At 55.7% G+C, this 23360-nt stretch carries 26 protein-coding genes and 2 pseudogenes; 24 read left to right on the forward strand and 4 right to left on the reverse strand.

The window, feature by feature from the left end:
• Window positions 1-2 precede the first annotated feature (2 nt).
• The 5 genes and pseudogenes from AC3RPL_RS24505 to AC3RPL_RS24525 all read left to right on the forward strand — a co-directional run bounded on the left by AC3RPL_RS24505 (window position 3) and on the right by AC3RPL_RS24525 (window position 4450).
• Window positions 3-536, forward strand: a complete 534-nt coding sequence (locus tag AC3RPL_RS24505; RefSeq protein ID WP_490741893.1) for an integrating conjugative element protein — start codon at window positions 3-5, stop codon at window positions 534-536.
• Window positions 536-1108 (forward strand): restriction endonuclease, encoded by a 573-nt coding sequence (locus tag AC3RPL_RS24510; protein WP_490741894.1) that lies wholly within the window; start codon window positions 536-538, stop codon window positions 1106-1108. Before AC3RPL_RS24505 ends, AC3RPL_RS24510 begins: the two co-directional genes overlap by 1 nt.
• A gap of 10 nt (window positions 1109-1118) precedes the next feature.
• Window positions 1119-1607, forward strand: a complete 489-nt coding sequence (locus tag AC3RPL_RS24515; RefSeq protein WP_420701323.1) for a hypothetical protein — start codon at window positions 1119-1121, stop codon at window positions 1605-1607.
• Window positions 1600-3699 (forward strand): type IV conjugative transfer system coupling protein TraD, encoded by a 2100-nt coding sequence (traD, locus tag AC3RPL_RS24520; RefSeq protein WP_490741895.1) that lies wholly within the window; start codon window positions 1600-1602, stop codon window positions 3697-3699. The genes AC3RPL_RS24515 and traD overlap by 8 nt, the downstream gene beginning before the upstream one ends.
• A pseudogene (locus AC3RPL_RS24525) lies at window positions 3692-4450 on the forward strand (TIGR03747 family integrating conjugative element membrane protein). Before traD ends, AC3RPL_RS24525 begins: the two are co-directional and overlap by 8 nt.
• A 96-nt stretch (window positions 4451-4546) precedes the next feature.
• Here AC3RPL_RS24525 and AC3RPL_RS24530 read toward each other — a convergent pair.
• Window positions 4547-4894 (reverse strand): FxLYD domain-containing protein, encoded by a 348-nt coding sequence (locus tag AC3RPL_RS24530; RefSeq protein ID WP_490741896.1) that lies wholly within the window; start codon window positions 4892-4894, stop codon window positions 4547-4549.
• A 179-nt stretch (window positions 4895-5073) separates the two neighbouring features.
• Here AC3RPL_RS24530 and AC3RPL_RS24535 point away from each other — a divergent pair, with 179 nt between their 5' ends.
• From AC3RPL_RS24535 to AC3RPL_RS24585, 11 genes are read left to right on the forward strand one after another with little or no spacing between them, the layout of a single operon-like run.
• Window positions 5074-5421 (forward strand): integrative conjugative element protein, RAQPRD family, encoded by a 348-nt coding sequence (locus tag AC3RPL_RS24535; RefSeq protein ID WP_420701330.1) that lies wholly within the window; start codon window positions 5074-5076, stop codon window positions 5419-5421.
• Complete coding sequence (locus AC3RPL_RS24540; RefSeq protein WP_003029734.1) at window positions 5421-5663, forward strand: TIGR03758 family integrating conjugative element protein; 243 nt, start codon at window positions 5421-5423, stop codon at window positions 5661-5663. The genes AC3RPL_RS24535 and AC3RPL_RS24540 overlap by 1 nt, the downstream gene beginning before the upstream one ends.
• Window positions 5664-5698: 35 nt before the next feature.
• The gene (locus tag AC3RPL_RS24545; protein ID WP_490741897.1) at window positions 5699-6085 is read left to right on the forward strand and encodes a TIGR03745 family integrating conjugative element membrane protein; all 387 of its coding nucleotides are present in this window, start codon (window positions 5699-5701) and stop codon (window positions 6083-6085) included.
• 12 nt (window positions 6086-6097) lie between these two features.
• Window positions 6098-6454: a TIGR03750 family conjugal transfer protein gene (locus tag AC3RPL_RS24550; protein WP_200091859.1), complete on the forward strand. Its 357-nt coding sequence runs from the start codon at window positions 6098-6100 to the stop codon at window positions 6452-6454.
• Window positions 6451-7110, forward strand: coding sequence for a PFL_4703 family integrating conjugative element protein (locus AC3RPL_RS24555; RefSeq protein ID WP_490741898.1), 660 nt, complete (start codon window positions 6451-6453; stop codon window positions 7108-7110). The genes AC3RPL_RS24550 and AC3RPL_RS24555 overlap by 4 nt, the downstream gene beginning before the upstream one ends.
• Entirely contained in the window at window positions 7110-8060 is a 951-nt protein-coding gene (locus AC3RPL_RS24560; protein ID WP_490741899.1) for a TIGR03749 family integrating conjugative element protein, read from the forward strand. The genes AC3RPL_RS24555 and AC3RPL_RS24560 overlap by 1 nt, the downstream gene beginning before the upstream one ends.
• Window positions 8050-9549, forward strand: coding sequence for a TIGR03752 family integrating conjugative element protein (locus AC3RPL_RS24565; RefSeq protein ID WP_490741900.1), 1500 nt, complete (start codon window positions 8050-8052; stop codon window positions 9547-9549). The genes AC3RPL_RS24560 and AC3RPL_RS24565 overlap by 11 nt, the downstream gene beginning before the upstream one ends.
• Window positions 9550-9559: 10 nt before the next feature.
• Window positions 9560-9928 carry a hypothetical protein gene (locus AC3RPL_RS24570; protein ID WP_200091866.1) on the forward strand — a complete coding sequence of 123 codons (369 nt, stop codon included), beginning with the start codon at window positions 9560-9562 and terminating at the stop codon, window positions 9926-9928.
• Window positions 9928-10338 carry a TIGR03751 family conjugal transfer lipoprotein gene (locus AC3RPL_RS24575; RefSeq protein ID WP_006785978.1) on the forward strand — a complete coding sequence of 137 codons (411 nt, stop codon included), beginning with the start codon at window positions 9928-9930 and terminating at the stop codon, window positions 10336-10338. Before AC3RPL_RS24570 ends, AC3RPL_RS24575 begins: the two co-directional genes overlap by 1 nt.
• On the forward strand, window positions 10338-13178 hold the full coding sequence (locus AC3RPL_RS24580) for a conjugative transfer ATPase (RefSeq protein ID WP_490741901.1): 2841 nt from the start codon (window positions 10338-10340) through the stop codon (window positions 13176-13178). Before AC3RPL_RS24575 ends, AC3RPL_RS24580 begins: the two co-directional genes overlap by 1 nt.
• Window positions 13175-13552 (forward strand): acetyltransferase, encoded by a 378-nt coding sequence (locus tag AC3RPL_RS24585; RefSeq protein ID WP_490741902.1) that lies wholly within the window; start codon window positions 13175-13177, stop codon window positions 13550-13552. The genes AC3RPL_RS24580 and AC3RPL_RS24585 overlap by 4 nt, the downstream gene beginning before the upstream one ends.
• A gap of 123 nt (window positions 13553-13675) precedes the next feature.
• On the opposite strand, the gene AC3RPL_RS24590 is transcribed toward AC3RPL_RS24585, so the two are convergent.
• Window positions 13676-14338 carry a hypothetical protein gene (locus AC3RPL_RS24590; RefSeq protein ID WP_490741903.1) on the reverse strand — a complete coding sequence of 221 codons (663 nt, stop codon included), beginning with the start codon at window positions 14336-14338 and terminating at the stop codon, window positions 13676-13678.
• Between the two features lie 222 nt (window positions 14339-14560).
• Between AC3RPL_RS24590 and AC3RPL_RS24595 the strand changes: the two genes are divergently transcribed.
• The 5 genes from AC3RPL_RS24595 to AC3RPL_RS24615 are packed head-to-tail and all read left to right on the forward strand — an operon-like array spanning window position 14561 to window position 19295.
• Window positions 14561-14959: a TIGR03757 family integrating conjugative element protein gene (locus AC3RPL_RS24595; protein WP_490741904.1), complete on the forward strand. Its 399-nt coding sequence runs from the start codon at window positions 14561-14563 to the stop codon at window positions 14957-14959.
• The gene (locus AC3RPL_RS24600; RefSeq protein WP_490741905.1) at window positions 14959-15948 is read left to right on the forward strand and encodes a TIGR03756 family integrating conjugative element protein; all 990 of its coding nucleotides are present in this window, start codon (window positions 14959-14961) and stop codon (window positions 15946-15948) included. The genes AC3RPL_RS24595 and AC3RPL_RS24600 overlap by 1 nt, the downstream gene beginning before the upstream one ends.
• Complete coding sequence (locus tag AC3RPL_RS24605) at window positions 15948-17423, forward strand: integrating conjugative element protein (protein WP_407207561.1); 1476 nt, start codon at window positions 15948-15950, stop codon at window positions 17421-17423. The genes AC3RPL_RS24600 and AC3RPL_RS24605 overlap by 1 nt, the downstream gene beginning before the upstream one ends.
• A gap of 10 nt (window positions 17424-17433) precedes the next feature.
• Window positions 17434-17772 carry a hypothetical protein gene (locus AC3RPL_RS24610; protein WP_004115513.1) on the forward strand — a complete coding sequence of 113 codons (339 nt, stop codon included), beginning with the start codon at window positions 17434-17436 and terminating at the stop codon, window positions 17770-17772.
• A 2-nt stretch (window positions 17773-17774) separates the two neighbouring features.
• Entirely contained in the window at window positions 17775-19295 is a 1521-nt protein-coding gene (locus AC3RPL_RS24615) for a conjugal transfer protein TraG N-terminal domain-containing protein (RefSeq protein ID WP_420701350.1), read from the forward strand.
• Between the two features lie 23 nt (window positions 19296-19318).
• Here the strand turns inward: AC3RPL_RS24615 and AC3RPL_RS24620 are convergent, their stop codons facing one another.
• Entirely contained in the window at window positions 19319-19720 is a 402-nt protein-coding gene (locus AC3RPL_RS24620) for a hypothetical protein (RefSeq protein ID WP_335226539.1), read from the reverse strand.
• Window positions 19721-20006: 286 nt separating this feature from the next.
• Here AC3RPL_RS24620 and umuD point away from each other — a divergent pair, with 286 nt between their 5' ends.
• The 3 genes and pseudogenes from umuD (at window position 20007) to AC3RPL_RS24635 (ending at window position 22411) form a co-directional block, all read left to right on the forward strand.
• Window positions 20007-20444 (forward strand): translesion error-prone DNA polymerase V autoproteolytic subunit, encoded by a 438-nt coding sequence (umuD, locus tag AC3RPL_RS24625; RefSeq protein WP_420701362.1) that lies wholly within the window; start codon window positions 20007-20009, stop codon window positions 20442-20444.
• A 2-nt stretch (window positions 20445-20446) separates the two neighbouring features.
• A pseudogene (gene umuC / locus AC3RPL_RS24630) lies at window positions 20447-21717 on the forward strand (translesion error-prone DNA polymerase V subunit UmuC).
• Between the two features lie 145 nt (window positions 21718-21862).
• Window positions 21863-22411, forward strand: a complete 549-nt coding sequence (locus AC3RPL_RS24635) for a hypothetical protein (RefSeq protein WP_490741906.1) — start codon at window positions 21863-21865, stop codon at window positions 22409-22411.
• Between the two features lie 62 nt (window positions 22412-22473).
• Here AC3RPL_RS24635 and AC3RPL_RS24640 read toward each other — a convergent pair whose 3' ends face one another.
• Complete coding sequence (locus AC3RPL_RS24640; RefSeq protein ID WP_490741907.1) at window positions 22474-23130, reverse strand: CPBP family intramembrane glutamic endopeptidase; 657 nt, start codon at window positions 23128-23130, stop codon at window positions 22474-22476.
• Window positions 23131-23360: the final 230 nt, after the last annotated feature.

Consider the following 23360-nt stretch of genomic DNA (forward strand, 5'->3'; position numbering starts at 1 on the left):
TGATGAAAACGCTGTCCTTACTGCTGTTTACCCTCCTTCCCCTGACCGGCCATGCTGAACTGAACGTGATTGCTGATCTGGGCGGTGAAGATGCTGCGCCGTATTTTGAGGCCGTTAATAAACAGCCCGGCATGCCCGGCGTCAGTGACGTACAGCCTTCACGCCAGCCGGGCCACGGTGTTCCGCTGGCTGACGGGATGGCGGGTATGTTACCCGTTAACACACCTGAACTGAGCCCGGGGAATACAGCAGACCGGCCGCTGCAGTTGCCCGGCATTGGGGCGTTGTTTCTGATCGGGGATGATGCTCTGTCCCGTGACTGGCTGAAGGCCAATGCCGGCGCGCTGGCTGAACAGCATGCGGCCGGGATGATAGTCAACGTCACAGACATGGATACCGTGCGCGAGCTGCGCGAACTGGCCCCCGGTGTCAGCCTGGCCCCGGCTTCCGGGAGCGAGCTGGCCCGTCGCCTGCAGATTGCGCATTATCCGGTACTCATCACCGATACCGGCCTGACGCAGCAGGTTAAGCCGTAATGAGCGCGCCAAATATCAACGGTCTGCTGATGGCACACCCTTATGGGGCGGTCATACTGATCGTCCTTTTCCTGGTGGTGATGGCCTTTCTGAACCTGCGCTGGCGTGAGAAAGCCAGCACCCGCCGTCACCGGCGATACCGGGCAACGGCGGGGCGGGTACTGAATAAGCTTAACAGCCTGCCGGGAGACGGGCAGCGTCTGACCTATTTGCGCAAAATCAGCCCCTATGTCTTTGAAGAGCTGTTGCTGTCTGCCTTTGAACGTCAGGGACTGACCGTAGTGCGCAATGCCTCTTACAGCGGTGACGGCGGCCTTGATGGCCAGGTCATCATCGACGGCGAGCACTGGCTTATCCAGGCCAAACGGTACAGTCGTGCTGTTTCCCCCGCACATGTTGAGGACTTCGACCGGCTTCTCCTGCAGTCCGGCCGCCGGGGGCTGTTTGTCCACACGGGCCGTACCGGAAAAATGAGCCGCACCATTCGCACGGCGTCACCGCGTCTGCGCATCATCAGCGGGCAACGCCTGCTGGCCATTCTCGCCGGTCAGGACGTCCGGCAGTATCTCTGAGGAATCTTTTATGCACATCTTCCTGAACAGCCTGCGCTACGCGTTGTGGCTTGTGTTCTGTTTATTCCGTCATGCCGTTTTCGTGCCTGCTGCTTTCGGCGGTGTCTACCTGCTCGCCTGGCTTGTTTTCGGCCATCCGGTCAGTGACCTGAACGACCAGTTGCAGAAGGAGGCAACGGCATGGCGCACCGCGCCGCCCGGACATTACATGTGGGAGGAATGCCCGGTGCCTGATAATGCGGCTCCGCCTGATGCAAAGCCGGCAGCCTGTACCGTCACTGCCGTTTCCACAGAAACCGCGGCGAACAATTACCTGCTGTCATTGCGGGCCGTATGGATCATTTTTTTCATTCTGTCGAATGTCCTGTATGTGCTCTGGCGCTTACTGGCGGATGCCCTGCGTTATCACTCTCAGTCCTGCAGGGAAGCCGGCTCCGCAAAGGGGACGTATACCCGCAGGGCCGACGGTAAATTCAAAAAGGAGGCAGGCGATGAGTAACCGTTACGTGATTGAAGCCCTGTTGCGTCCGGCCGTGGAGCTGAATACCGCCGTGGTGTCGGGCATGGCAGCATATGTCTGTGTGCAGGCACCCTGGGCTGTTGCCCTGGCCCCCTCTGTCAGTTATGTCACTGCGGCCGGGTTTGCGGCGCTGGCTGTCACCCGCACCCATCAGGGGATGAAGATTATTCGCTACCGCCTCAATCTCCGCCGCCTGCCGCGCTATGTTATGAGCACTAAACAGATCCCCGTCAGCCATCGTCGTCTGTTTCTCGGGCGGGGGTTCCGCTGGACCCAGAAACACACCCAGCGCCTGCAGGATACGCTGCGCCCGGAAGTGGCCCGCTATCTGCAGCCGAACCGCTTTTATCAGGGCGCGCGTCAGCTTGAAATGCTGACAGAGCATCGTCTGCCCTGGCTGGGTAAGCTGCTGAGTGCTGATACGCCGCTGAACCCGGTGCGGCCGTTGCCGCCAGTGGGCGGGAATCCGGCGCTGCACGGCATCGAGCCCGATGAAAAAGACGTCACCCTGGCCCTGGGGGAGAGGGTTGGCCATACGGTGGTGTACGGCACCACGCGCGTCGGGAAGACCCGGCTGGCAGAGCTGCTGGTCACACAGGATATCCGGCGGGGGGAAGTCACCATCGTGTTTGATCCGAAAGGCGACGCAGACCTGATGAAACGCGTCTGGGCAGAGGCTCACCGGGCCGGGCGCGGGGATGAGCTGTATATCTTTCATCTCGGCTGGCCTGAAATTTCAGCCCGTTATAATGCCGTCGGGCGTTTTGGTCGCGTGTCAGAGGTGGCTTCACGCGTGGCCGGTCAGCTTTCAGGGGACGGCAATAATGCCGCCTTTCGTGAATTTGCCTGGCGGTTCGTCAACATTATTGCCCGTGCACTGGTCGCCCTGGGTGAACGCCCTGACTACACGCTGATTATGCGCTACGTGAACAATATCGCCGATCTCTATATCCGCTACGCCGAGAAAATCATTCATGAGCAACTGCCGGCGCTGCAGACGCAGATTGAGAATAATCAGCAGGTGCTGGGCGAGGATGACGTGCCCCGTAATATGCAGGGACAGCCGGATGCGTTACGCATCTGGGCCATCGAGGTTGCCCTGAGTTCAGAAGAAGGCAAGAAGCTCTATGATCCCATCCTCGACGGGCTGCGCTCAGCGGTGCGTTATGACCGCACTTACTTTGACAAAATCGTGGCCTCCCTGCTGCCGCTGCTGGAAAAACTGACCACCGGCAAGACCGCTGAACTGCTGGCTCCCGACTATCTTGATATGGATGACTCACGGCCCATTTTTGACTGGGAGCAGATCATCCGTAAAAAGGCCGTGGTCTATGTGGGACTTGATGCGCTCAGCGACAGCATGGTGGCGAGCGCGGTCGGTAATTCCATGTTCGCCGATCTGGTGAGCGTGGCCGGACACATTTATAAACACGGTATCAATGCGGGCCTGCCGGGCGCGAAAGAAGGGAAGTCCCTGATTAACCTGCACTGCGATGAGTTTAACGAGCTGATGGGGGATGAGTTTATCCCGCTCATCAACAAGGGGGGCGGTGCGGGCATGCAGGTGACGGCCTATACCCAGACGTCTTCTGATATTGAAGCACGCATCGGGAATGCGGCCAAAACAGCCCAGGTACAGGGTAACTTTAATAACCTGATTATGCTGCGCGTCAGGGAAAACCGCACCGCCGAGCTGCTGACCACGCAGCTGCCGCAGGTGGAAATTTACACCAAAACGCTGGTCTCCGGGCACCAGGACACGGCCGATGTCAATGCAGACCAGGACTTCACCTCAAGCACCCAGGACCGCGTCGGGACGGTAAAAGTCCCGCTGCTGGAGCCGGCTGATATCGTGACGCTGCCGAAAGGGCAGGCGTTTGCCCTGCTGGAGGGCGGGCAGCTGTGGAAGATCCGTATGCCGCTGCCTGCCGGGGATGCTGATGATGTGCTGATGCCGGAAAGTATTGAGAAAATCGCGGAGGAGATGCGGCGCAGCTATCACAGCGGTGAATCCTGGTGGCGGGACGGTCCGGTCCTGAACGTGCCGGTCACGGGAGGCGAGAATTGCTGAGGTAAAACGTCCCCCACAGCAGCAAACGCTGCCGGAGCGCAAACACGGCATGCTGTATAATCTGCTCTGGGGCTGGCCGTGGGCCCTGGTGGGTGTGGTGCTGTCCTCGCTGCTGCTGAGCCTGCTGATTGAATATATCGGCATCGCCTTCTTCTGGCCGGAAGCCGGGGCGGCGCACAGTGAAGCGGTCATGAACACCGAGCTGGGGTGGCTGTCCACAGAGTTCACCCGCAGCCTGCTGCTGTCTGAGCCATAGGTGACGGTTGTGCGCTGGGTGAGCACTGCCTATCAGTGGGCCTTTGTGGACAGTGGCTTCCTGGACTGGGTCCGTCAGCAGTATGCACACCAGATGCACAGTGACAATGCCGTCACCCGGGAAATCAACAGCTGGAGCGGCTGGCTGGCGGGCTACCTGCGTGAATACCTGCTGGCCACGGTCTGGATCAGCATTATCACACTGGTCCGCGTCACCATCCTGGTGCTGTCCGTGCCGCTGTTTGTGCTGGTCGTGGTGGTGGCTCTGGTTGAGGGGCTGGGGCGGCGTGATTTGCGGCGTTACGGGGCGGGGTACGAGAGCTCCTTTGTCTATCACCATGCCAAAAAGCTGGTCAAACCGGCAGCCGTGGTGCCCGCCATGCTGTATCTCTCCTGGCCCACTGCAGTCTACCCCAATCTGCTGTTGTTGCCGGCGGCTGTCCTGTTGGGGATCGCAGTGACCGTGACCACGGCTTCATTCAAGAAGTATCTTTAAATCAGGGCTGGACGGAGGCGTGCAAAACTTGTTTTGCGCGCCTGCCGTCAGCAGACAAGCCATGAAACTACTGTTACTGGCGCGTCAGTGTCAGTGTCAGTTTACAAGCAGCTCTGTCACTTTAAAGCTGTCTGGCTTGATAGTTGTGCTGTCGTAGGGTGCCTGTATTTTCCATTGCTGACCCGGCTCCAGATTTTCAGCCATCGCTGCCGTATTTCCTATCACTGTCCCGTTCTGGAGCAAGTTGATTTTGACAATTACAGTCTTCACAGGCCCGCCTGACACGTTTGTTCCCGTGCCTTCTACTTGCTGTATACCATTTGCTGCTGTGGCGAAATGCAGGTCAGAAAGTTGAACTTTGCCTGTACCATCAGCAGCAATTACGGGGCCGGTAACCAGTGCCGTGATTAACGCGGCCTTCAGAACAGTTTTCATCATTTTCATTTTCCCTCTGTTTTCTGTTGAGTTTTTCTTAATATCACAATAAATCCTTATTTACAGCTAAACCTGCCACCGGCACTGAGCCTCAATTAATTTTGAAATTCCTGTTTAGGGTTTATCGCTGACCCGACGCTCTCTCTTCCGCATCCTGTCCGCACCCCTTAATCCTTCTGGAGGTGCGTATGAACTCAAATCGTCCGGCCATGCGGCGCAACCGTCGTGTCCCGGGCATCACGGTCCTGGTACTGCTGACCTGTCTGGCGTCAGCTGCTGCACAGGCATCCGAGAAAGACGAGCTTGCGTCTGTTCAGCGTCAGCTGGACCAGGTGCAGGCGTCGCTTGAGCGGGCCCGCGTGGCGGCTGCACAGGCCGACCCGGCTGACCGTGGCCGCTTTTTCTTTGATTACCGTCAGGCCACATCCGATCTCAACACCATCCGCAGCGGCATTGACCGCTATCTGGAGCCCTCCCGCGCGCAACCGCGTGACCCGTCTTTTGTGGCCGGTAATTACCGGCGGGAGCGGCCCTGATGCCCATGACATCCGAACAAACGAACGCGTTTAAAGCCGGCTCCGGCAGTCTTGATGTGAACATTCTTCATCTGCTCTGCATCGGGGCACTGCTGGCGTTTCTTTTTCTGTGGGCCGCGTGGGCGCTGTCGGATGTCTGGACCGGCTGGAGTAACACAAAAGTGCGGGACGCGGCCCTGGGGCGTTTTGCTGTCCGCACCGTGCTGCTGTTGCTTGTGTGTATCTGGATGTTTGCCAGTTAACCCGATTATTAATGTTACGTCAGGAGATTAATTCCATGCATCAATCTGAGTCTGTTGTTGCCCGTCTGCGCCGCCTCGCAAGCCGCACGATGAACCGCGCCGGTACGCTTGCCATTCTGGGCTGGATCACCTGCAGGCCGGCCTTTGCGGATTTGCCAAGAGTTGAAGCGCCTCAGTCCAGTGGCGGAACCGGCCTGATGGGTCAGATCAAGGGCTACCTGCAGGACGGTGTGGTCATTGGTGGTCTGGTTGTGGCAGCCATCGCCTTCATCAACGTCGCGATTGCTGCCGTCCATACCTTCACGGAAGTCCGCAATGAGCGGGCAACCTGGACCAAATTTGGCTCCATCATCGTGGTGGGTGTGGTGCTGCTGGTTGCCGTTATCTGGCTGCTGGGCAAGTCCGCAGAAATCATTCTGTAGGAGTTCACGACGATGCAGACCATTCGTTTTTTACCTGACCGTCTCAACAGTGAACCCGTGGTGTTTCGCGGATTCACCACCCATGAGATGGGGCTGGCTGCCCTTGCCGGCGCGGGTGCGGGTCTGCTCCTGTCACTGCCGTTTATCCCGCTTGCCGGCTGGGTTGTCGTTCCCACCGGCCTGCTGGTCATGCCTCTGCTGCTGGTCTGGTTTGGCGGTCGCTGGATGGCCAGGCTCAAGCGCGGTAAGCCCGAGAACTGGCTCTGGCAGCGACTCGAGACGAAAAAACGCCGGCTGGGGATGGGCAATCCGAAACTGATTGTGGATGCCCGGGGCTGGTCAGTGAAACGAAACAGGAGATCCTCATGAGCCGTTTTCGCCATGCGGTAAAAGACCGCGACCAGCATATTCAGACGCTGCGCATCGTCTGCGCCGTGCTCGTCTTTTTCCTTTTATTCACCTGTGCCGGCTGGATGCTGGCACCCAGCAAGCTGACCGTATATAACCCGCCGGATTTACGTACCGGCAGCACGCGTCCCTGGTGGGAAGTGCCGCCCCCGACGGTCTACTCCTTTGCGTTCTACATTTTTCAGCAGCTCAATGCCTGGCCGAAAAATGGCGAGGTGGACTATGCCGCCAAAATCAATGCGCTGTCGCCGTATCTGACGCCGTCCTGTCAGGATTTCCTGAAAGCGGATGCAAAGAAACGCGGTGACGCCGGGGAGCTCACCGACCGCGTGCGCGTGGTGTATGAGGTGCCCGGCCGCGGTTACCAGTCACAGAGCGTGACCGTACAGGATCGCGATCACTGGATTGCCCGCCTGGACGTGGTGGCCGATGAATATTTCCACGCCGAGCCGGTCAAACGCGCCCTGGTGCGTTACCCGCTGAAAGTGGTGCGCTGGGAAGGCGATGCGGAGCGTAACCCGTTCGGTCTGGCGCTGGACTGTTATGCCGGTGTGCCCCAGCGTCTGGAGGCGGCACCGCCTGCACCTAAACCGGAGAAGTCAGGAGTGTTTCAGTGATGAGTAAAAAACCCCACTACCGCGCCGGGCTGATGGCGCTGTCCTTCGCCCTGCTGCCTCTGGCGACACTGTTATCACGTCCTGCCGGCGCAGATGAGCTGATGAAATGGGAGCGTATTCCGCTGCAGATCCCCCTGAAGGTGGGGCAGGAGCGGGTGGTCTTTGTGGACAAAAACGTCCGCGTCGGTTTTCCGCCGGCGCTTAACGGTAAACTCCGGGTGCAGAGCACCGGCGGGGCCGTCTACCTGAAAGCCGACAGCGCCTTCCCGCAGACGCGGGTGCAGCTGCAGGATGTGGAAAGCGGCGAGGTTCTGCTGTTTGATATTGCCGCCGGTGAAAAAGGGCCGACCGAACCGGTCCGGCTGGTCTACAGCGGTGATGTCAGCACGCTGAGTCACGCCGGCGATGCGGCCGGTCAGCCAGGTGGTGCAGACCGGGCTGCTTCCGGATCAGGCTCACCGGCTACCACCGGCAGCGATGATGGCACGCAGGCAAAACGTAAAAAAATCCGTTACAGCGCCCCCATACCGGTGCTGCTGACCCGCTATGCCGCCCAGAGCCTTTATGCGCCGGCCCGTACGGTCGAGGCGGTCCCGGGGATTCATCCGGTCAATCCTCATCTGCCCCGACGTGTCAGCACGCTGTATCCCTCTGAACCATTAACGGTCACGCCGCTGGCTGGCTGGGGCGTGGCAAACCGCAGCGTGGTGGCACTCAGGCTCACGAATACCGGCAGCCGTAAAGTCGTTCTGGATCCGCGTGCGCTACAGGGACAGTTTGTGTCCGCCACCTTCCAGCACCGCTGGGTCGGCCACGCCGGCACGCCGGAAGACACCACCACGGTGTATGTGGTGACCGCCGGTCGTCCGGAGAGCGCATTTATCGCTGAGCCGTCTGCGCTGCGTAAAGCGGCCCGCACGGCAAAACAGGAGGCCCGCCATGCAGATTAAATCTAATGCCCTGGTGAAGTTTATCGTGCCGGCCGTGGTGATTGCCGGGCTGGCCGTGGGGCTTAAAAGCTGTAAAAACGAACCGGCAGAACAACCTCAGGCAAAACAAAGCGGCTCCCTGAAAAACCTCTCGCCGGATGAACTGAAGGCGCTGGGCGTGGAAGGCGACACGCCGGAGGACACGCTGCGCACGCTCATCGGGCGGCTGAACGATGTGCGTGACCGTCAGAAAACGCTGGATAAACAGAATGCTGAGTTAGTGAAGGAGAACGAGCGCCTGCGTAAGCGCAACCAGGACGTGTCAGGTCAGGTGAATGAGGCCGTTAACGGCCTGCGTGAGCAGTACGACAAACGCCAGGCACAGCTGCAGGATGAGCAGCTCAGTCTGACGGCGAAGATCCAGAGTCTGACCGACAAGCTGCAACACCCCGATGCTGAGAAAAAGGCGGCAGACAGCGATATCCCGCTGGGGCTGGGCCTGGACGGTATGGGCAGCAACACTGGCGGGGCGGCGTCTCAGGGCGCAGACGGCATGATGTGGGTCGCGCCGACAGACCAGAAAGAGACGGATCCGCGGGATGCGGCCAGCGGCAAAGCGTCCCCTCAGTTCCCGACCTCGTTTCTGGGGGACAATGAGCTGACCCGCCAGAAAGCGGCCTATGAGGAGAAAGTGAAGGGACGTACGAATGAAAAAGGCGCGGAAGAGAGCGCTGAGCCGGTGTACACCCTGCCGGAAAACTCCACGCTGGTCGGCAGCCGGGCCATGACGGCACTGCTTGGCCGTGTCCCCATCAACGGGACCGTGACCGATCCTTACCCGTTTAAGGTGCTTATCGGTAAGGATAACCTGACGGCAAACGGTATCGAGCTGCCGGACGTTGAAGGGGCGATTGTTTCCGGGACGGCCAGCGGCGACTGGACGCTGTCCTGCGTGCGCGGCCAGGTGACCAGCGTCACGTTTGTCTTCTCCGACGGTACGGTGCGCACCCTTCCCAGACCAGACACCAGTAACAACGCCGGCGGGCAGAATAATAACGCTCAGGCTAAACAGGATACCGGCACCGGTGGCGGTATCGGCTGGATCTCGGATGAAAACGGCATCCCGTGCATTGGCGGCGAACGTAAGTCCAATGCCTCCACCTACCTGCCCACCATCTTTGGCCTGTCGGCTGCCGGTGCGGCCGGTGAAGCGATGAGCCAGGGGCAGTACACCACGCAGAACAACGTGAATGGCATTTCCGCCACCATGACCGGCGACGCCGGACAGGCGGCGCTGGGGAAAGCCATTTCCGGCGGCATGTCTGAAACCACGGACTGGATCAAACAACGCTACGGGATGACGTTTGATGCCATTTATGTGCCGCCGGGTGCCCGTCTCGCCGTGCATATCACCCGTCAGCTGGCCATTGATTATGAAGATAAGGGCCGTAAGGTGCGCTACGACTTCACCCTGCCGGGTGGCGTCAGCGACAACGGCGGACTGGACTGAGTACACGGCCATGGCGGGACAGATAACGTTTTTCCCTCTTTCATCCGTGTGCTGGACGTTCAGCGACGGGGCAGGCTGGCATATTGATGTGATCCCTGCGTCTTCTGCGGTTCTGTTGCTGCGACCCGTTGCGCTGTTGCCAGCAGGTGCACCTTTACTGCGCTGGCGCGATGGTCTGCTTTTACTGGATATCGGCAGGTTCTCCCTGCCGCTCAGTGCCCGGGACTGTGCCGTTTCGTGGCGCAGCCCGAAAATCCCGCGGCGGCTTTACTGCCCGCGTATGACATTACGGGAGCTGGGTCATCTGCTGAATGTCAGTGCGTTCGTTTTCATCTGCGGCGGTTACGATCCGGCCGCCTCACAAAGGAGATACCGGTAATGTACAGAACGGTTTTCATTCTGGCCCTGAGCTGTGTGATGCTCAGCGGCTGCTCAACCTCCAAAGAGGAAATGCTGCCGGCGGGCGATAACACCATGCTTGAACTGTGGAACGGTGCGGACGGGGGAGGCAGTACTTCCCGTCAGTCTGCGGCGGCCCGCGACACGCTGCGACGCCCGCTGACGGGCAGCGAAACGCAGGCGGACGCGCAGGCCGACCGCAGCTACAGCCGGACTCAGGAAAGCGAAATCACCCAGCAGTTTCCCCGGCTGCCTAACCCTGACATGGTGATGTACCTGTATCCCCATCTGGCCGACGGTAACACGCCGGTGCCTGGTTACAGCACCGTGTTCCCGTTCTACAGCCAGACGCAGTATGCCATGCCTGGCGAGCGTACGGAGGCCCTGTAATGCTTTCACTGTTTACACGTAACAAAGCCACCGACCGGCAGACGCCGGTTGACGACGACATTTCCGTTCATGGAGGCGTTGATGGCCGCCAGGCGCTGAAACGCCCGGGAAAAATGACGCGCCAGGACGAGGCGAAGGTCTATCACGCCAATCCGTCCATCATTGACTTTCTGCCCTGGGCGGAATTTCTCGATGAAGAGCAGTGTCTCCTGCTTGATGACGGCGTGTCGGTGGGGGCCGTTTATGATGTGACACCGGTAGCGACCGAAGGGCGAACTGAAGAGCGTCTGGAGCAGATCCGTGACTCGGTTGAGGATGCACTTCAGGACAGCTTTGATGAACATGACGTGAATCCCTGGGTCGTGCAGTTCTTCTGCCAGGACGAGGACGACACTGACGCGTACCTCGACAGGCTGCGCGGGTATGTCAAACCGCATGCCCAGCGCACGGCATTTACCGACGCCTGGCTGGGTGAAATGGAGCGCCATATTCGCAGTATCTCCCGGCCTGAGGGCCTTTTTACTGACTCGCTGATTACCGGCCAGCCGTGGCGTGGACAGCAGCGCCGCACCCGGATGGTGATTTATCGCTGGCTGGGAAAAAGCCGGGATCCGATGCCGCCGGTGGCGATGCTCAACCAGGTCTGCGACCGGGTCGTTAATGCGCTGGGCGGGTCGGGGATCCGCTGTACCCGGCAGAACGGCCTGCAGGTGCATGGCTGGCTGCTGCGGCTGTTCAATCCCTCACCGGACTGGGTGGATAAGACCACCCTTTATCGTCAGGCCGCTTACGCAGACCCGCGCGAGACGCCTGAAGGCACCGTGCCGGTCAGCAATGATTTTGCCGAAACCCTGTGGTTCACGCCGCCGGTTTCAGATCCGGAAAACGGCGTGTGGTGGATTGACAACAAACCGCACTGCGCGGTGGCGGTGGAAAAACTGCGTACGCCGCCGGAGCCGGGCACCCTGACCGGGGAAAAAAGCCGGGGTGAAAAGAAAATTAATGCCCTGATGGATATGTTTCCGGAAGGGACCATGGTGTGCATGACCGTGGTGGTCCAGCCCCAGGACCGGCTTGAAGAGCAGTTTAACCGGCTGTCGAAAAATGCGGTCGGGGAAAATACCGAATCGGGTCGCGTCCGCCAGGATGTGAAGACGGTCAAGGAGTACCTGGGCAACCGGCACAAGCTGTACCGGGCGGGGATCACCTTCCTGCTGCGCGGCGATGACATGACCAGCCTGAAGCGCAAGCGGCTGGAGCTGTCCACCGTGCTGCTCGGGGCCGGTCTGCAGCCGGTACGTCCGGAATTTGAAGAAGGTCCGCTGAACAGCTGGCTGCGGGCGCTGCCGATGTGCTTTGACCCTGACAGTGACAAAAAACACTGGTATACCCGTCTGACCTGGGTTCAGCACCTGGCCGGTCTTTTGCCGGTGACCGGGCGGGAAACCGGCACGGGGCACCCCGGCTTCAGCTTTTTCAACCGCGGCGGGGATACCCTGACATTCGATCCGCTCAACAAGCTCGACCGCACCCAGAACGCGCATCTGCTGCTGTTCGGCCCGACCGGAGCGGGCAAGTCGGCCACGCTGTGTGCCGCGCTCTCCCAGCTGATGGCCGTCCACCGTCCGCGGCTGTTTATTGCGGAGGCCGGGAACTCGTTCGGTCTGCTGGCCGATTTCTTTGACAGCCTCGGGCTGACGGTAAACAAAATCAGCGTTAAACCCGGGAGCGGCGTCAGTCTGCCGCCGTTTGCTGATGCTCATAAACTGGTGGAAGAAGGCCTGGCCGCCCAGGCCGTGGATGAGAGCGACCTGCCGGATATCGATACGGACGACGAGGGCGAGGATGACAAGCGTGACATTCTCGGTGAAATGGAAATCTCCGCGCGCATGATGATCACCGGCGGCGACCCGAAAGAAGAGGCTGACCTTAAGCGTGCAGACAGGGCGATGATACGTGAGGCGCTGCTGATGGCGGCGCATGCCACGTATAAAGAAGGGCGGCAGATGCTGCCGTCTGACCTGCAACAGGCGCTGTATGACATTGCCTCTGACAACGATGAGGGCGTCATCAATGTCCGCAATGCCCAGCGCAAGGCGAAAGCGGCGGAAATGGCGGAGTCCCTGGGCATGTTTACCCAGGCTGGCAGCTTTGAAGCGGAGCTGTTCAACCGCGAAGGGGCGCTGTGGCCGGAAGCGGATGTGACGCTGGTTGACCTGGGGCATCTGGCGCGGGAGGGCTACGAGGCGCAGATGGCCCTGACCATGGTCTCGATGACCAACATGATTAACAACATCGCGGAGCGTGACCAGTTTCTGGGCCGGGATATTGTCTTTACGGTGGATGAGGCGCATATCGTCACGGTCAACCCGCTGCTGTCACCCTACATGACCAAGGTGGTCAAGATGTGGCGTAAGCTCGGTGCCTGGCTGTGGCTGGCCACCCAGAACCTTAAAGATTACCCGGATATTGCCGAAAAAATGCTGAACATGGCGGAATGGTGGATTTGTCTTACCATGCCCCCGGAAGAGGTTAAAGACATCAGCCGTTTCCGCGCGCTGACGCCGGAGCAGGAATCAGTGCTGCTTTCCGCCAGTAAACTGTCGGGCTGTTATACGGAAGGCGTGGTGCTGGCGAAACGGATCGAGGCGCTGTTTCGTGCTGTGCCGCCCAGTCTCTTCCTGGCACTGGGCATGACGGAAAAAGAAGAGAAAGCCGAACGCCGGGCGCTGATGAATGAATTTCACTGCAGCGAACTGGAAGCGGCAAAACGCGTCGCACTGAATCTGGACCGTCTGCGCGGTCTGACGGAGAAACAACAGGAGCCTGCCACGGTATGATGACACTGAAGTACCCCGAACCCACTATTCATGAGCACAGTGGCTCAGCGCTATTCATCCTGTCGCCTCAGGGGGAGCCCGGCGTGCTCCCGGCGACCCATCAGCACCTTATGAGGCTGCGGGCAATGCTCAGGCAGCGACTAACCGGCCCGGTCAGAATGACCTGTCACCCGCACCGGGTGGGACTCAGCAGCAGCGTGGCCATCTACCTTGAGGGAAAGCTGAAGCAGGCGGTGAACATCCTTATTACCGTGACGGGACAGACGAGCTGGCCCCAGGAAGAGGAGTATGCGCATCCGCGCTGGTATATAACGGTGCCGGATTCGGCTGACCTGGTGTATCTGATGCTGTGGATCAACGGGCTTAAAGTGTAACCAGAGACTTGCCTTCACCAGGGGCATGATTATAAAAAGAAAATAACAATATTTCACACCGGCCGCCAGGGCCGGTTTTTTTGCTAAGTAACATCATAGAAAGGCATAAAAATGATTACGAGGTCAAAAGGAAGATTTATTTTGCATAACATTCGAAACGCATTCACTTATAAATCCTTTTTGCTGATGTGAAATTTCCATGAACATTGATTCACCTTCCATTTTGAAAGGTAAAACGCCTCCCTCGTATGCAAAACCAGTTTTGTTCAGAGGATAAAACAGCGCAATCCTGTACTCTGCTTCATGAGCAAATATATTTGGTTTATAAAAAACAAGCTCTTCAGGAGTGAAGCTGCCTGGAGCCGTTGCTGGATGGTAATAGATCACATCTTTCCCTTTAATTTCAATCCCCGGCAATCTGTGGTCTAAAAGAGAAAGTCTTTTTTGGAGGAGATCAACGTCGAATGCGATGCAGATATCAGCTTTAAAAGCAGCATAGAGTTCTGGCTCATCCTGCCGGTTACTTAAACATATACAATAACAATGGCGAGGAGATAGCGTAAACATGGGATCTGCGGTCATATCGTCAGGGTTAAGGGTGCGTCCATTAATTTTTATAGCAACTTGATAACGATCAGGAGTGAAAATTTTTTCCATTTCATTATCGCGCATTTTTTCGTTTTCCATGCGTGGATAATGCGTCAGGTCACACAGTCGTATCGGAGCTTCGTCGCGGATGACGGGGCCAAGAATCTTCTCCTTTCCATACAGATACCTGATATTCATCATCACCTCTGGCGATTTAGCTGATTGATTACAGATTAGTATTTTATGCCGAGTTTAACTGTCTGTAGTTATATCATTAGCTAAATGGTTGTGCTCATTTCTTACTACAAATGCTACAGATTCGATGATTAATTTTTTTGTTCGGATATAGAGTTTAATGCGGCTTTTATAAACAGCCACGGGCACGCTGTCAGGCGATTCAGTCTGACGGAGTTCCGATTCATGAAACTGACTTCTCTTGTTTTCCTGCCGGCTCTGCTGCCGGCATCCGTACTGGCCGGCACGGTCGTCTTCACCGACAGTCAGCATCTGCCGGCTAACCTGCCGCCGGACGTGCCGGTGGTCCTTCTTGATGGTCCTGACCAGCTGCAGGCCGACATGTTCGGGGAACTGCCTGCAGATCCGCAGCAGGCCGAAGCACAGGTCAGGCAGGCTATGGCGTCTCCTGCCTGGCAACAAAAACAGCTGCAGCTGAATGATTCTTATCGCCAGGTGGTCCGGGCCTGGGAACTGGGCATCAAAAAAGTGCCGGCGGTGGTGTTTGATGACCGCGATGTGGTGTACGGCACCACGGATGTGGCCATGGCCACTTCCCTGCGTAACCGGGGAGGTGGTCAGTGATGACAAAACCGTCCCGCATCAGAACCACGCTGTGTTCGCTGGCGGTTGCCACGGTACTGGGTACGGCAACCGCGCCAGCGGCTGTTGCCGCACTTAACACCGCGCAGATTATTGCCAGCGCCGTGTCGCAAAACTGTATCAGCTGGCGTGTGAGTGGCATCTGTTACTGGCTGTTCTGCACCCCCTTTGGCTGCAAGGTGCGCACGTCGGTCAAAGTCACTCACTTCATTCCTCAGACAGTCGTTTCGACCTATGTCGCGCCGGGCGGCAATCCGTGGCAGGAAATGGCGTTTGTCAGCCAGACCGCCGGCGGGCTGGAGAGTGCCGTGACCAGCGGGCTGTCCGGTGTTTCTGCCGGAGGAGCCAATCCGGCCGACATGAAAAATCCCGGTCAGCGCAAGTCTGCCGTTCGTTTCAAGTATGCCGATGCGATTGGCCACCCGGCCACGTCCCTCATTGGCGGCAGTATTCCGGGCTACTCCTGTGATACTGCTGCCACCCCGTTAATGCCTTACTTCCTGAGCACGCTGGATTCGGCGGCCTGGCGCACGGGCGTGCCGGAGTCCCTGTATCCGGAAGCGCTTGTGCCTGGCCAGCGGGAAATCGGCAGTCAGGCAGCAGCCAATATGTGGGGCAACATCTATCCCCGCTCCGGGTTTATCAGCCAGACCGATGATGACAAAGCCTCTGCCGTGGTGGCGCAGCGTGTGGCAGACATTATCACCCGCGTCGGGCAGCCCCATGTTTATCAGGTGCTCAAAGGCAACCGCCATGACGGGTACTGGCCACCGGGCGAGGTCACGGAAAACACCGGCACACGCAATCACAAATGGCAGCGGCTGGCCCCCCATATGACACAGTCATGTGCCGTCTTCCCGGACGGGGGCTATACCGCAGCGAGCGATAACAATGAAGCCTTTGCGCTCTGGCAGCCCTACAGCTGCTGCAAAAAGCGCGGGCAGAAATTTCTGGGCAGCACTGATATCTGATGAGGAAAACCGTGAAAAAATCACCTTCATTTTCAGCCGTTCGCGTAAGCCTGCTGCTGACCGGCTCCCTGCTGACTGTCCTCCCGGCCGCGCACGCGGCCGATGATGACAATACCATCCTCGGCATGTCCCTGCCGCAGGTGAACAACAGCGCCATCGGTTACGGCAAGTCCGTCGATGGTGCGGTGTCGGACAAACTGTTCTACACCCTTGGCGGCGGCTCGGTCATTTCCCAGCCGGCCACGCGCGGCAATATGCAGAAGCTGGGGCTGAATACCGGCTGGAGCAGTGACCTGATGTGCGGCAATTTTGATCTGAAAACCACCGTCGGCAACCAGCTCAACGGCGTCACATCCGGCTTTAAAAACCTGATGGGCGACGTGATTCAGGGGGCCACCGGCGCGGTGGCCAGTCTGCCGGCGATGGTCATTCAGCGGGCCAACCCCGGTCTGTATGACATGCTCACCAACGGCGTGCTTCAGGCCAATGTGTCATTCGACAAGGCGCAACTCAACTGCCAGAACATGGCGAAAAAGATGATGGACTTCAGCGACAGCAGTAACTGGACGCAGCAGGCCATGATGGATGAATACAAGTCTGTTGTGAACAGCGGAGATACTGATGCGGTTCGTGCAGATGAGGCGGGGCGGAAAGTCACCGGCACGTCGGGCAACAACTGGATTGGTGGTCAGAAACGTGGGGGGGCGGGGCAGCCCGCCATCCGTGTCACCCATGACCTTGTTGCTGCCGGCTACAACATGATGAACGGTTTACCTGTCACCTCTGATTCGACTGTCGGCGAAAGCAGCTGTAACGGTGGCGCATGCTCTAAATTCGGCAGCGCGGAAGAGGCGGCGGCCATGACCGTGAAGGTGCTGGGCGATCGCTCGATGCGCACCTGTGCCAACGCGAGCGAATGTACCAGCGGTGATGCGGATGACCAGCCCGGTACGACCGTTGCCGGCACCGGCTTTGCCCCACTGCTGGAGGAGGCAACCAAAGCCAACGCTGAGCAGCTGGTCAGGCTCGTCAACGGTACGGAAAAGCCGACGGCCGCGAATCTGGCGAAGCTGAAAACAGGCGGGCTGCCGGTGACGGCCGGCGTGATAAAAGCCCTGCAGCGTGATCCGGATAATGCTGCCCTGACCGCCCGCCTTGCAGGCGAACTGGCCATGTCTGACACGGTGGAAACGGCGCTGCTGATGCGTCGCATGATGGTCACCGGTATGTCGGAGCCGAATGCCGCTGCCCAGCCAAAGGCCATTGATACCGCCGGCCAGCGTATTGAGGCGCTGGATCGGGAAATTGCGGCGCTGAAAAACGAGATGGAGATGAAGCGTGAACTGTCACGTAATTCGGTGCTGACCATTATCGACAGGGAGAACCAGCGCGTCGAAACCAACCCGCAGACCCAGTCTGATGACAATACCGACAGTCGCTTCAACCAGATGGCAGCGCCGCAGTCGGCTGAATGAGGGAATAAGGATGCGTAATAAAACGACTGTCAGGAAAGTCCTTACCCGTGCCGGCATCTTCCTCGCCTGCATGGCGCTGTTCATGGTGGTCTCACTGATGATGGCTGACACCGCCATGAAACATCCGACTGAAGCTGCTGCATTCCGGAGCTGGATGCAGTCGACGCGTTACGGCTGGCTGATGTGGCGACTGGCGCTGTATGCGCTGGTTGCCTGGGGCCTCTGGAAAATCCGGCATGCGCCGGGCTTCCGGGAGGCATATCGGCGGCCGCTGCTGCGCATCAGTGTGGTCAGTGTGCTTTTTATCGCGTTGTGTGAGTACGCGATGTTTACCGGTCCGGGAGTCTGACGATGACGACAAACAGTTATCTTGAGTATTTTCTCACGCTGCTCGGCTGGGTGATCAATAACGGTCTGTGGAATGTCCTGCTGAGCACCGGCCTTTTTGTCCTGCCGCTGGCGTTTAAGGTGGTGGGTATCTGGCTCAGGGTCCGTGAAGAGGGGGAGGATGAAGGCAACAAGGGGATGCTGTCGCTGCCCCGTATCGAGAACGCGCTGTATGCCGGCTTCCTGGTGATGATCGCCTGCTGCGTACCGCTGATTAATGTCAGCCTCAGTACGATGCAGTACGACACAACCCGGGCAAAGAGCTGTGGTGTGTGGACGCCCAAAGCGCCGGATGAAAGCGGCTATGCCGGCGTGGTCACCAGTCTCAACGACCAGACGGCTGCAGCACCGGTATGGTGGGTGCTGATTCATAAACTCTCAAAAGGGGTCACCCAGGCGGCCGTGGCGACCATTCCCTGCCGCCCTGACATGCGTCAGATCCGCTTTGAAGTGCAGCATACGCGTATCGACAACAAAGCGCTGGCGCAGGAGCTGCAGGACTTCACCAACGACTGCTATTCGGTCGCGTTGTATCTGTGGAAGCAACAGGATCAGGGCCAGACAAAGGACAAAACCACGCTGCGTGATATCGAATGGATTGGCAGCAGTACATTTCTGAGCCGGTATTATCCTTCGTTGCAGTCCAAACTGCCCCGGGCTGCGTTCCCGTGGACCGACAGCCGGGACAGCGGCCGGCCCAATACCGGAAGAGGAGGCTATCCCACCTGCAGCGAGTGGTGGAGCAGTGCGGACACCGGACTGAAAGCACGGGTGAAGGACCAGGCCGACCCCGATATGTGGCTGCGTATCTCAGCCGCAATGAAAATGTCAGGCTTTAACGACAGTGACTATCAGGAAGCCGTCATCCGTCGTCTGGTCAGCCCGGAAAGCCTGACGGTCTCACAGAATGGTCACGTGTATGCCGGCTATGGCGGCAACGCCGATTTTACCCTGGATAATGCAGCGGCACGCGTGGCGGCTATTGGCGGGACATCTCTCGGCAGTCTGGCGGCGTTCCCGGCGTTCGATGCGATGCGACAGGCGCTGCCAATGGTGCAGGCTATCCTGCTGATGGCAATATATGTCATGCTGCCGCTGATCCTGGCGTTTGCTGCTTACGAGTTCAAGACCGTTATTACGCTGACTTTTGTAATATTCGCTCTGAACTTCCTGACGTTCTGGTGGGAACTGGCGCGCTGGCTCGACAGCTGGCTCCTGACAGCGTTGTACAGTTCAGATACACACAGCCGCTTTAATATGGCGGGACTGCAGAACAGCTCAGATGACCTCATTATGAATCTGGTGATGGGAGCGATGTTTATCGTACTGCCTGCTGTTTGGCTAGGCGCTTTATCATGGGCAGGAGTCAATATCGCTCAATCGTTAAGCAATGCTTTTGTAAGCGGTACGGCTGAAAGCAAAAACTCAGGAGGGAAGTTAGGCGAAGCGGGCGCAAATTTGGTTGTTAATAAAGTAGGAAAATAAGAGATAAGACGGCGACTGATGCTTTAGTCGTCGTCTTCAAGTTTTATACCAGAAGCATACCATCCTGAACCTGCATCTCCATGAGTCCTGTATTCCATAGTTGGCTTTTGACCGGATATGGGATTGTTTTCATCCATATCCTTAGCTGTTGATGAACTAGATAAGAGAGCTGAGCCAACAAAAACTAGCCCTCCCAAAAGTAGTGCCGAGCCTGCGATAAGCATTCCGCATAATATAAACGCTAAAATAACTAGAGAAAATAATAAAACCGCCGGGATATTTCCAACCCAGCCGGGCATATTATGGTTAGTGGCCCATGAGACAAACTTATGATTCAAATGGAAGAAGTTTCTTTTTAGGAACTTCCAATAAAACGCAATACGTTCGCCTCGGCGGCTGGCTCGTTCCTCTTGGTTCAGATGCATTTTAGGCTCCTGTCCTGAGTTAGAGAATTATTGTGCGACTATAGCGGATTTTTTGAGCAATTACTAATTACTGCTTCAGTACCCAGAGCTACCTAATAAATTCTCTAAAAATCATCAGGTTAATTTTTTCCGATGCGTTACGACTTGTCATCACTAAAAATGCATCATTATACTGTTTTTATATACAGTATAATTTGAGGGGCGAACCATGCCGATTCCTTTAGAACAGACGATGTGTTGGGATAAAACTTCGCAGAAAAATTCAGCCAACACACCGGTTTTGATGATGGCGGCGATCGCCAGACTTACAGGTAGCAATCCATCACTGGCATGCGTTCCGTTGTTTGGCGATGGGGTTTCATGTGGTTTCCCTTCTCCCGCTCAGGATTATGTCGAAAAGCGTCTTTCCCTGGATGACCTTTGTATCCGCTATCCAGAAAGTACTTACTTGGTGCGAGCAGAAGGGGACTCGATGCGTAACGCCGGTATCAGAGATGGAGATTTATTAATAGTTGAATGTATTCGTGAGGCCAGGCACGGTGATATTGTCATTGCAGCTGTAAATGGAGAATTTACCTGTAAACGACTGCAGTTGTTGCCTTCTCCAGCCCTGGTGCCAGCTAATCCCGCATATTCAGCAATACCCCTGACTGATGACATCGAAACAGTTGTCTTCGGTGTGGTACGCCATCTTGTGCATTCATTCAAGTTCAAGGACGCTTAACAGTGTTCGCCCTGGTCGATGTTAACTCATTTTACGCTTCCTGCGAGACAGTTTTCAGACCCGATCTCCGTGGCAAACCTGTGGTGGTGCTCTCTAATAACGATGGCTGCATAATAGCCCGCTCCTCAGCAGCAAAATCACTTGGGTTAAAAATGGGCGATCCCTGGTTCAAGGTTGGTCGTGAGGCTGAGAGAAAGGGGGTTGTAGCATTTTCAAGTAATTACAGCTTATATGCTGATATGTCAGACAGAGTGATGACTATTTTGCAGTTACTGACTCCGCGAGTGGAAATTTACAGTATCGACGAAGCTTTTTGTGATCTTACGGGTATGCGTAATCTGTTATCGCTTGAGGTGTTTGGCCACCAGATACGTGATCAGATTAAGCGAAGAACACATCTGACTGTGGGAGTGGGAATAGGCCCTACAAAAACGCTCGCCAAACTGGCTCAATATGCAAGTAAGCGCTGGCCCGCAACGCGAGGTGTGGTAGATCTCAGTGACAGACAGCGTCAGCGTAAGTTAATGGCTTTAGTACCAGTTGAGGAGGTCTGGGGTATCGGACGGCGGCTCGGTAAAAAATTGCAGTTGATGGGGATTAACAATGCACTCCAGCTGTCTGAGCTGTCTCCTTCATTTATTCGTAAGCAATTTTCAGTGGTTGTTGAACGAACAGTAAGAGAACTCAACGGCACGCCCTGCCTGGGCCTTGAAGAGTTTACAGCTCCAAAGGAGCAAATCATATGCTCCCGCTCCTTTGGAGAAAAACCTACAGATGAATTCAGCATCCATCAGGCCGTCTGCGCTCATGCCGAACGTGCAGCGGAAAAGTTACGCGCAGAGCACCAGTTTTGTAAACGAGTAGCGGTGTTCATCAGTACCAGTCCCTTTGCAGAGAATGAGTCGTTCTATAAAATCAGGCTGTAACGGAGCTTGCTGTTCCGGCCCGGGATTCACGGGATATCATCAAGGCAGCTGTAAGAGCTCTTGAAACAATATTCATCCCGGGGCATCGTTATCAACGCGCAGGTGTAATTCTCACCGATTTTCGCAGCGCGGCAGTATCTCAACTTACCCTGTTTGATGACCTTCAGCCTCATCGTAATAGCGATGAATTAATGACACTCATAGACAGCATTAACAGCTCTGGTAAGGGTTCAGTCTGGTTTGCAGGGCAGGGCATTAAAAGTGATGCCACAGGCTGGAAGATGCGAAGAGAAAGACTTTCGCCCGCTTTTACAACCAGATTGGATGATATTGTCAGAGTAAGGTAATCATCTTTTTTATATTTGCTCGAAACCGCACCATTGACATTACAAACTCTATACGGCAGGGTTTACAGTCTGTTACATGGTGAATAAGTCAAGCGTACTTTTCATTGACCGCTTTTTTATTAAATATGTTTGGAGGATACGGATCGTGAGAAGTCTTACCGCCATTTTAATAATTCCTGCTCTTGTCACAGCCTGTAGCATGCAGGAAATAGCAGATACAAATAAGAAAATAAGTGATGGTGCTTCAGGTATAATGAACTCTTTGAGGGGAAATTCTAACCCATCAACTGATGTTACGACACCAATGCATTTACCTCAGTCATTAAAAAAAGAATCCAAGTCTAAAAATTATACTGTGGCTGTTGATGTAGATACTGCTGCTGCCAGAATAAAAAGACATTACAAGTTTATGTCAAGTCAGGAGCTGGATAGTTTACGGAATAGCTCTAATGACGGGGCATGGAAAGCGGCCGCTGAAGATAATGCACATCCAGTTTGGGAGGCAATACCTGGTAGCTATTATAAAATGGGCTCTGACTGGAATGATAACGATCATTTAGATGTGGAAATTGAAAAAAACGGGAATGGGAGTAAACTCTATATAACATATTCATCGGCATCTGCAGAAAGGCTATCGGGATCTGGCGTACAGAAGTTGATGAAGGAAATTCATTCCGTGGCTATAGGTGAGTGATATTTTATCGGGAATAGGTAGTTATCATTATGTGTTAATGACAACTACCTTTTTTAGTTGGTTTATTTTAACTCAATATATAGGCCAAGCGCGATACAAAAAGCATGCAGTAGAATTGGTAAAAGAAGCCCTCTGCTTTGATATCTTGCTCCACAGAAAATTAATGAAAGTGCAAACATTTGGATTTTGGTGGGCAATGAATACTGTGTGTGTATAACTGCAAACAAAACAGAAACAGTCAGCCCACCGATGATATAGCCCGCCTTTTCACCAAGGGCGTTTAAAAAAGAACTCAGGATAATTCCTCTGAAAACCAGTTCCTCCAGTAGAGGGAAAATAATAATTGTGGCTGCGATTTTTACAGCTGCCATTTCATGTGACAAACCTTTAGTAAATTCTGTAACGAAGGGTTCTTTCGGCGTAAGGTAGTATGAAGCAGCGTAAGCAATAATTATGAGCAAGAAAAAAACAAATGACTGCTTGTTAGGTTTCCCCCAGGTTAATCCTTGGTAAAGTGAGGTGTTATTTAATAAGTGAGTTATGGATAAAAAAATTAAAAGCATCATCAGAGGCTTAGTTATCTGCAAATGTAATATTGAGAAATTAAGCCTAGTCATTAAGAATATATTTAGATCAATGGAGGTTAATAATAAATAAAAGAATAAAAAGTTAGATAATCCGAAAATCAGAATCATAAGGCGTTGTTTTAAAATATCCATATCAACCACTTTTATCGGAGAAAACTACATATTAATCACCCAAACAACGATGTCTACATCCATTTGACGTCGTATTTCCCTGTTGGTACTATCAAATTGTTGTACTGTCGCACTGGCGACCACCAATGCTCTTGTAGCCTGTGATGAGCGCCTTCGGGTGGCTACAGTCGCACTTAAGCTGCGACCACCAATGTTCCGGCAGTCTGTGAGGAGCGCCTTCGGGTGACTGC

Source organism: Erwinia papayae, from assembly GCF_058241465.1.